This is a genomic window from Haliea sp. (genome assembly GCF_040222615.1).
Taxonomy (GTDB): Bacteria; Pseudomonadota; Gammaproteobacteria; order Pseudomonadales; family Halieaceae; genus Haliea.
Genome location: NZ_JAVKCQ010000099.1, coordinates 1 through 9,234, shown reverse-complemented (window position 1 = coordinate 9,234; position 9,234 = coordinate 1). Strand labels below are relative to the sequence as shown.

The 9,234-nt window shown below is 59.2% G+C and carries 7 protein-coding genes; 3 read left to right on the top strand and 4 right to left on the bottom strand.

Going from position 1 to position 9,234, the window contains the following annotated elements:
* From RJQ10_RS08175 to RJQ10_RS08165, 3 genes are all read left to right on the top strand, one after another.
* On the top strand, positions 1-447 hold a 447-nt coding region (locus RJQ10_RS08175), incomplete at its 5' end, for an MFS transporter (protein ID WP_350145453.1).
* 10 nt (positions 448-457) lie between these two features.
* A complete protein-coding gene (locus tag RJQ10_RS08170; RefSeq protein WP_350145451.1) occupies positions 458-2,044 on the top strand; it encodes a class I adenylate-forming enzyme family protein in 1,587 nt (528 codons plus the stop codon).
* Between the two features lie 42 nt (positions 2,045-2,086).
* Positions 2,087-3,406, top strand: coding sequence for a serine hydrolase domain-containing protein (locus tag RJQ10_RS08165; RefSeq protein ID WP_350145449.1), 1,320 nt, complete (start codon positions 2,087-2,089; stop codon positions 3,404-3,406).
* An 82-nt stretch (positions 3,407-3,488) separates the two neighbouring features.
* Here the strand turns inward: RJQ10_RS08165 and RJQ10_RS08160 are convergent, their stop codons facing one another.
* The 4 genes from RJQ10_RS08160 to RJQ10_RS08145 form a co-directional block, all read right to left on the bottom strand.
* The gene (locus RJQ10_RS08160) at positions 3,489-4,127 is read right to left on the bottom strand and encodes a Crp/Fnr family transcriptional regulator (protein WP_350145447.1); all 639 of its coding nucleotides are present in this window, start codon (positions 4,125-4,127) and stop codon (positions 3,489-3,491) included.
* Between the two features lie 66 nt (positions 4,128-4,193).
* Positions 4,194-5,198, bottom strand: a complete 1,005-nt coding sequence (locus RJQ10_RS08155) for an NAD(P)H-dependent glycerol-3-phosphate dehydrogenase (protein ID WP_350145445.1) — start codon at positions 5,196-5,198, stop codon at positions 4,194-4,196.
* Positions 5,195-7,543: a glycerol-3-phosphate 1-O-acyltransferase gene (locus RJQ10_RS08150; protein WP_350145443.1), complete on the bottom strand. Its 2,349-nt coding sequence runs from the start codon at positions 7,541-7,543 to the stop codon at positions 5,195-5,197. The genes RJQ10_RS08155 and RJQ10_RS08150 overlap by 4 nt, the downstream gene beginning before the upstream one ends.
* Positions 7,540-9,186, bottom strand: a complete 1,647-nt coding sequence (locus tag RJQ10_RS08145) for an HAD-IB family hydrolase (RefSeq protein ID WP_350145441.1) — start codon at positions 9,184-9,186, stop codon at positions 7,540-7,542. Before RJQ10_RS08145 ends, RJQ10_RS08150 begins: the two co-directional genes overlap by 4 nt.
* Positions 9,187-9,234 lie beyond the last annotated feature (48 nt).

Here is a 9,234-nt window from a genome sequence, read left to right as displayed (position 1 = left end):
CTGATTTCAGTCGAAGCGCACCGGATCACCGTCTACTATTTTCAGGTAACTGCGCTCGGTATTCCATTTGGCTGTATCATGATGCTCCCATTTGCCATGCTGACCGACACCATCCATCATGATGAGATCACAACGAGCTATCACCGTGGTGGTGTCTTTACCGGGCTTTGGACAGCAGCCGAAAAAACCGGATTGGCGCTTGGCCCCCTAATTGCCGGTATCGGCTTGAGTTTTATCGGCTTTGTTGAATCCGAGAGCGGGTCTGTAGCCCAGTCTCAAGACACCGTATTTGGCCTTAAGCTTGCCTTCTCGTTGCTGCCGGGGCTATTTGTTCTCTTTAGTCTCATCCCTCTCAAACACTACTCTCTATCAGAAGAGGATTTGATCGCACAGGCGGAGACGCCCGGCCTGGGCGGGTTGAATCTTGGTAATGTCACAGGCGACTAGGACCAACGCAATGTCAGACAGGAAGCAGCCAATACCCAAGCTGAAACTGATCAGCGACTACGTACACCACTACGCCTCGCACACCGCAGACGCCGAAGCACTGGTACTCGGGGAGTTGCGTTACACTTACCGCGCGTTGAATGAACGTGTGAACATGGTATCCAAGGCTCTTCTCGCTTCTGGTGTAAAAAAGGGAGACAGAGTTGCAACGCTGTCTCCCCCACACCCCGACTTCTTCATCATGTTTCTTGCCGCCAGCTCTATCGGCGCAATTTGGCTTGGCCTTAATCCCCGATATCAGCGCGACGAATACAGGTATGTGGTCGGCGACAGCGAGCCAATGCTCATCTTTACGCGAGCATCCCTGATGGGACGTGACTATCTAGCGGATATGATGTACCTGAAGCAGGAAGTCTCGTGTATCAGGGAGGTTGTTCTGCTTGAAACGCTCGAAAGTCATTCCCCCGCTGTCGAGTTTTCAGAGTTCCTATCAAGATCTGAGGGGATTACCGATGCTGAGTTGACGGTCGCGCGAAAGGATGTTGAACCCGAGGATGCTGCACTGATTGTTTATACTTCGGGTAGTACTGGCCAGCCCAAAGGTGCAATTATACCTCATCTCGGGCTGGTCACCTGTTCGCTTGTTCAGTATGGATATCTTCCTGTCGATCCACTGCGTATGGTGAATTACTTGCCAATCAACCATGTCGGTTCCGTAGGCGATATTTCCTGTTATACGTTGATTGCCGGTGGAGCAGTTATTTTCATGGAGAAGTTTGATCCCCGTGCCGCCCTGTCGATCATAGAGCAGGAATCGATCACCTGCGTGGGTGGTGTTCCAACGGCGTTGCAAATGTGCCTGAATGAGCAGGACACTCTGGGCGTCGACTTGTCAAGAGTACAGATCGCTTTCTTTTCTGGTTCCCCTGCGCCACGAAGTCTGGTGGAGAAGCTTTTGGACACATTTCCCGCTGTAGCCAATGCCTATGGAATGACTGAGACCGTTGGGTCGGTTACGTTTGTCGCGCCGTGTCGTGATCCAGATCTCTTAAGCGAAACTATCGGCACCCCTGTCGATCAGTATCAAGTGTGTATTAGCAATGATGGGCAAGTAGCGCCGGCAGGGGTAGAGGGCGAAATACTGGTACGCGGTGATTTTGTGATGAAAGCTTACTGGCGCCGGGAGGAAGCCACTCGCGAGGCAATGGACTCGCAGGGGTGGTTGCATACGGGTGATATCGGTGTGCGACTTCCAAGCGGCGCCTACAAACTGATTGGCCGGATCAAGGAGATGTTTATTTCGGGTGGCTACAATGTTTTCCCACGAGAAGTGGAAGAAGCGATAGAGAAGCACCCGGCGGTATCAATGGCTGCCGTAATCCCCAGGCAGGATGAACTGTACGGTGAGGTCGGCGTTGCTTTTGTTCTATTGAATCCAGAGTCCGAGTTATCCATTGAGGGCCTGACTCGCTTTTGTCGAGGCAAGCTTGCCAACTACAAAATACCCAAAGCGTTCAATATTGAAAAAGACCTGCCCATGTTGCCCATTGGGAAAATCGACAAGAGCGCGCTCAGAAAAATACATGGCGAGCCATAGCGGGCCTGTACACCTTGCACTGCACCAGTGGGAGCAAAAGCCGTGACGACCAAACCAGGATTTCACTTTCTACTGCTGATATGCGTTTTCATGCCCGCGGCAGGGCAATTGCTGGCGTCTTCAGATGCGAGGGCGAGTGCGCCGGCCGATTCGGGAAATTGTATTCAGTCGAACCTGCAAACAGCCACGGATGACAGCGCTGGAAGTGAGCTAATTGTCCACAGTTTGGCAGCCTTGTACCAGGTCGACACCGGGAAAATATGGCGTGCCGGTTCAGGCTACAGTTCCCTGGGAGGCGGAAAGGCGGTGCGTAGTGATCAGCAATTCAGAATAGCGAGTATCGTTAAAACCTTTGCTGCGACCCTGGTGATGCAGCTCGTTGAGGAAGGTACTCTGGACCTCGATATGACTCTCGGCCAGATGTTTGGCGATGAGGTCATTGACGGTGTTCGCACTGATGAGCTCCATGTCATGAATGGTAAGCCGCGTGGCAGCTCAGTCACATTGCGTCAGCTCCTGAGCCATACCACGGGCATGCCGGACTATATCTTTGCAGATCCGCCGGATGGTCGGCCATCACTCCTTTCAGTACTACTGGGTTATATGGAATCCGGGAGTGTCGAGGATTATATTGGCAGTCACAGAATGAACGCTGAAAGCGCGTTGCGACATTTTGTAGAAGCTGGTCTTGCTGCCTCGCCGGGGTTCCTGCCGGGCAGGGACTATAGTTATTCGGAAACCAACTACCTTTTGTTGAGATTTCTACTCGAAGAGGTAACGGGGGAGACGTTGGCGGTATTGTACAAGGAGCGCATTTTCGATCCATTGGGAATGAAGAGTACCATCGTTGAGGGCGCTGACACTGACACTGGCAGTCTGGATCTTGTGCACCAGTATTGGTACTTCGAAACTGTAGATGGAAAATATCGGAATGTTGATATGACCCCGGCGGGAAGGGCAATTCCCCTGGACTATGTGTCTGGTACTGCGGGGGGAATGATCTCCAACACCGAAGATCTTGCGCGGTTCATTGGAGGGCTGGCGACCGGGCAGCTGTTTAATGAGCAAGGCACCTTCAAGCAAATGGCGACAATGTCCGAACAGAGTATAAACAGTGCTGACAGCGGATCGTTTCACAGGCTATACGGCTTTGGGCTTACTCGGGTGCCCACCAATCGCGGAGGAACGTTAATCGGACACTGCGGATTCTGGGGCGTGTGTGCTTTCTATGACCCGGAGAGTCGAGTGGCCATTGGTGCAGCCATCAATCAGGCTGCCGACAGGGAAACTTTTATGGGTCACTACATCAGTGCCCTATCAGGCAGCTATCGCAGCTGCGAAGGGCATGTTGATAGGGAGTGACATCAGGGACAAGCCCATGAGAAATAGATTTTCCAAACGGTGTCGGATGTCGCCTGAGTTCCTCCTTAAACAGAAGATACTATTATGTCTCTGTAATCGCGAGCAATAGGTCGCTGTTCAGAACATTCAGTTTTCGATAGTGCAAACTAATCAGCTGTTCCCGCTGCCATTCATGAAGCAAATTCCCGATTGCCTGGCGCGAGGCTCCCATCATCTGTGCCAAGTCGGTTTGTGAGAGGATGATAGGCTTGCCATTGTCATCCAGTTCGATGAGCCGGCGCGCAAGTCTTTTTTCCAAGCTCAGCATGCTCGCATCCTCAAAATACTCAAACATAATCCTGCTTCTAAAGCACATAAACTCGAGTAGCTTCGCGTTCATGGCTGGCGAGGACTGGCGTAGCAGGTCGAAGTCGGTTTTGTGCATTACCCAGAGTTCACAGCGGCCAAATGCAGTGGCATTGTGGTAGCGAGGCAGTCCGTCGATCAGGCTAACATCACCAAAACACTCCCCTTCACGAAAAACACGGTAGAGCAGCTGCTTGCCGCTTCTCGACACATTGCAAAGCCTTACTTGCCCCGCCTTCACCTGATAAAATGCGCTACCCTGTTGGCCTTTGCGATATATCAACTCACCGTGATCGTAGCAAACGACTTTCATTCTAGCTTGAACCACCTGGCGGTCGGCTTCTGGTAGTTCATCAATCCAGTTAAAAAAGGGCACTTTGAAGAATTCCTTGTAGATATCGTAAAAGGCCTGCTTGCTGTTATGGGCGCTTCCCGATCCGGCTCAGCCAGGCTCCCATTCAGCCCCTGCGGAGACCCGCAGCAGGCCGCGGAAAATGCGCTGGGCGGAGGTTTCGCCGCTAAGCACCTTGTAGACGTCGCTGACGATGGGCATCTCCACTCCGTACTGTTGCGCCAACGCCATCACGGCGGGAGCACTCTTGGCACCTTCCGCGACCATGAACATCTCCGCACTGATGGTCGCCATACTCTTGCCGCGACCCAGCTCCATGCCGACGTGGCGGTTGCGGCTCTGGGGGCTGGTGCAGGTGGCGATCATGTCGCCCATCCCCGCCAGCCCGCCAAAGGTTTCCGGCTTTCCGCCCATGGCACAACCGAGGCGGCTGATCTCGGCCAGGCCGCGGGTGATCAGGGCGGCGCGGGTGTTGTCGCCGGCGCCGAGGCCGTCGCCCATGCCGACGGCAATGGCAATGATGTTCTTCAGTACACCTCCCAACTCACAGCCGACCACATCGGTGTTGGTGTAGACCCGGAACAGGCCGCTGGTAAAAAGGCACTGCAGCTCGCGGACGATGATGGCGTCTTCCATGGCGATGACGCTGGCTGCCGCCTGTCCCGCCATGATCTCCCGCGCCAGGTTGGGACCGGTCAGCACCCCTACCGGGTGACCGGGCAGGACCTCGGCGATGATTTCGGTCATGCGCATGCGGGTGTCCAGCTCCAGCCCCTTGGTCAGGCTGATAACCGGGACCCAGGGCCGGATGTGTTCGCGCACCTGCTGCAGTACGCTGCGGAAATTCTGTGAGGGGATGCCCATGACAATGACATCGGCGCCTGCAACGGCCTCGCCGATGTCAGCCGTGGCCTGCAGTCTGTCCGGCAGGCGGGCGCTAGGCAGATAGGTTTGATTGCTGTGCTGGGTGTTGATTTCCCGCACTGTTTCGTCGTTTCTGGCCCAGAGAATGGCCGGGGCATTGCGGGCCACCAGGGCGGCCACGGTGGTACCCCAGGAGCCGCCCCCCAGGAGACCGACCTTCAGATTGTTCATGACAGGGGTTCCTTGAATCTATCGCGGCCGGTCAGGCCGATGGCGCGGATAACTTCCAGCCGTCGTCTCAGCTCCCGCAGCTGGCGCGCCAGCTGCTGCCTGCGCTCGCCCTGTTCCGCATCGCTGCCGCTGGTCAGGCCGCGGTGCTGCAGCATCTGGAAGCCGTTGCGGAACAGCAGCTTGCCAATGGAGGACTCGCTGCTGATGCGGCGCTGCAGGTACAGCTGCCGCCCCAGCTTCAACGCCTCGCTGACGCAGGCCTGCTCCTCCATGTCCTGCTCCGCCGGCAGTCTTGCTGCGAGGTCGGAAACCACGGAATAGGCTTCCACATAGGTGAGCAGCGTGACGTGGGCAACCAGCGGGGTGATCGCCAGCAGCAGCTGGGTGAAACCGCCGGGGGTGGTCCCCGGCAGCGACTCCCAGTCCGGGTCGTAGCGGGCCAGCTCTTCGCGGATCTCCCGGTGGAACTCGGCGCTGGGAGCATAGAAAAACTCGAACTTGAACAGGTCGCGCAGTTCGTCAACCTCGGCCCAGAAAACTTCCAGCGCCTGTGCTTCGCTGCCTTCAGTAGCTTTCACCAGCGCCAGTTCGATGATCGCCTTGTTGACGAAAAAATGAATGACCGTATTGCGGTAGTAGCTGGCTACCGGGTGCTGCTCCAGGGCGATGCCATAGACGATTTCGGGGCCCTGGTCATAGCGGGTGACAATACCCTCGTTGATCATGATGCCAAGCAGGCCGTCGATGTGTTCGGCGTAGGAGCGGTCGAAGTCGGCGGAAATACGCAGTTGCCGCGCCTCCGCCCAGGCCAGCAGGGCGCGCAGTTCCTCGATCACTTCCGCCTCGGTGAGTGCCTTGGGTGCGGCGCCCAGCAGGCTCATGGTCACCAGCGAGGGGAAGGTGATGGGGGTGACCCGGTTCGCCTCCACCGCCACCTCGAAGGCGATCTTGGACAGGGCCAGGCTGTCGTCGGGCTCCGGGGCGCTTGCGAGCACCACGGGCCGGCCTATATCCATGTAGATCTTGCCCATGGGCCGGGCCAGGCTGCGGACATAGCCGATGAACCAGCGCAGGGACTCGGCGCCCTTGCCGCGACCGGTCTGCTCGGTGGCGTACTCCTCCACGTCCCGGATCAGGTCGTAGCTGATGGAGATGGGAATGATATGGATGTTACGCGCATCAGTGGCGTGACAGGCTTCCAGCACATATTTCAGCAATCCGTAGCGCGGCGGCATCAGTTTGCCCAGGCGCGAACGGGTCCCCTCGAAGGACCAGTTCATCGGGAACCGCTTCTCCATCAGGTAGCCGATGTAGTGGCGCAGGGTCAGTTTGTACAGGGTGTTGTCGCTGAAGCTGCGCTTGATGAAGATGCCGCCCGCACGGCGCACCATGAAGCCGATGCCGGCAAAATTGATGTTGGCGCCCCCGAACATGTGCGGCATCGGGAAGTCGTTGTCATACAGGACCTTGGGGACCACCATGCCGTCCAGGTAGGTCTTGTGAGTCCACAGCAGCATCGAGGGATGGTCGCGGACGATCTGCCGCATCTCCTCGATCGCCGCCGGGTCGCAGACGATCTTGCGCTCATACCCGAGCCGCAGGCAGAACCCGCAGAAGCTGGCCCAGACGTCCAGCCAGAAGGTGCTGGGAATCGAGATCATTTCCTTCATGTAGGCCGAGGCTTCCTTGAGCAGCGCACCCCGGCTGCTGCCCTGTTCCGCCGCCAGCTGTTTCAGTGCCTCGTTGTAACTGCGGTTGGCGCGCAGGCTCTCCGCCACGTAGCGCGGCACCTTGTAGCGCCCTCCCTGCAGGCGGCGCTCGGCGATATCCAGCACCACCGCCGCCTGGCGGGCGACGAAGATGCTGAACGCCTGGGTATCGGCGGCGCTGTCCTCGGCGTATTTGGCCAAATAGCGGCCGCGCAGGTTGCCCAGAAAGTCGGATTCCCCGCTGACCAGGTGCAGGCGCTCGGGCTCCCGCGCGGCGATGCGACGGGCCTGGCCCTGGCGGGGACGCCGGGGATCGCCAAGGATCAGGTCCTGCAGGCGGGGCCCCGAGTTGATGGCGGCGGCCGGCGGCGTCCACGCTACCCGCAGCGGGGCGATGATGGTGTTATCGCTGCCCGTCAGGTGGGTCTCCAGGCTGGCGGGGTCGATGCCGCGGCGGTCGTCGCCCAGGTTCAGGCTCAGGCACTGACCGGTCCGGCCCTGTGCAGCCTCGGCGTGGCTTGCGATCCAGCGCTCCAGCAGGTCCTGCTCGAAGCTGTTGCGCGCGTCAAGCAGGAATACGACCGGCGCCTTCCCGGCAGGCCAGGGGTTGGCCTGGAACGCGTTATCCAGGCTCACGATCTGCGGGCCCGCGGACCGGCCTTGCCAGCCCCCGTGCCCGTGTTGGCTTTGGGTCTGGTCTTGGACCTGGCCTTGGGCCGGGCTTTGGGCTCGGTTTTGGCTTTTGCTTTCACTGTCACCCTGGCTTTCGCCTTGGTCCTGGCTCTGGTTCTGGTTCCGGTCTTGCCCCCGGGCAAGGGGCGCGTTGCCGCCGCCGCTGCCAGCGCCTCGTCCAGAGGCTGGCCCAGACTGCGCAGGAACAGGTTGCGGACCTCGCGTACGTGCTGGTCCAGGGTGGCGGCCTGCCAATCCGATGTGTCGATGGGCGCCAGTACCTCCACGTCCACAGTGGCGGGCCGGAACACGAACTCGCCCTTGGGGGCCACATCGCCGGCGTTGCGGATCACAATGGGAACGATGGGGACGCCGGCCTGCATGGCAAGGTGAAAGGCGCCCTTCTTGAACGCGCCCAGCCGCGGCGAGACGCTGCGGGTGCCCTCCGGTGCCAGTGCCACCGACTTGCCTTCCTCGCGCATGGCTTCGACCAGGGGCGTCATCGCCTCAATGGCGCTGGCGGAATTGGCGCGGTCGATCATCACCACGCCGCCAAGCTCCAGCACCTTGCCGATCACCGGCATGTCGCGTATTTCCTTCTTGCCCACCCCGGCCATGTCGCGCCGCAGCAGGCTGGCCATGATCACCACGTCGGCCTTGCTCTGGTGGTTGAAAATGAACACGGCGGGTCGCTGCGACCACAGATGTTCCTGACCCCTGACGTTGAGGTCCAGGCCGATCAGGGCGCTGGCGGTGTCGGCAAACAGCGACAGGGAAAAGTTGAGCGACTGGCGTTTGGAGCGGGTCAGGGCGTAGACCGGCAGCCCTGCCAGAAAGGTGGGGACCAGGCTGACCGTGGCCGCGGCGGAGCGCAGATACTGGAAAACCGACGGCCGCCCGCGGCTGGTGAAGCGCGCCACCGGCCACTGCCGGTCGCGGGCTGTGCCCAGCAGTTGGGTGCTGGGATTCAGCACCCGCGGAAAGCGGACTCGCTCGAGCAACAGCAGGTCATCCTGGCTGTCGCTGTAGAAAAAACTCTGGTCGAGGTCGACGCCCTGTTCGCCCGCCAGTTGCTCGGCCGCGTCCACCTTGCCCTGGCCGAAGCAGGTGGGGCGGACGACGCCGCCGGTGAATTTGCCGTCCTCGACTTCCAGCGCGGTGCACATGACATGTTCTATGCCGAGATCCCGCGCCGCGGGCTGGACCTGATAGCAGGTGGCGGAGGAGATGATGGCCACGGTGTGGCCCTTGGCGCGATGGGCATCAATCAGGGCGCGGGACTCCGGGTACACCCGGCGGGCAATCTGGTCCCGATACAGGGTTTCCCCGAACTCGTGGTAGCTGTCTTCGTCAATGCCGCGCAGAAACTGGGCCGTCACGGTCATCATCGCGGAAAAACCCATGCTGCCAAGCCCGAAGCTGGTCATGGCCTGCACCAGCTCAATCAGCTCACGCGCGTTGAGGTCGCCCCTGCGCAGCTGTTCGCGAATGAACAGGGTGGCGGAGTAACCGGAGATGACGGTGCCATCAAAATCAAAGATGGCGGCCACCTCGGGCCCGTCCGGTGAAGCCTCAATGTCCTTCAGTAGTTGTCGGATGCTCGCCATGCCGCTCCCCGCAGCGCCCGATACCCGGGCTCGTTTTTCTCCCGGTCA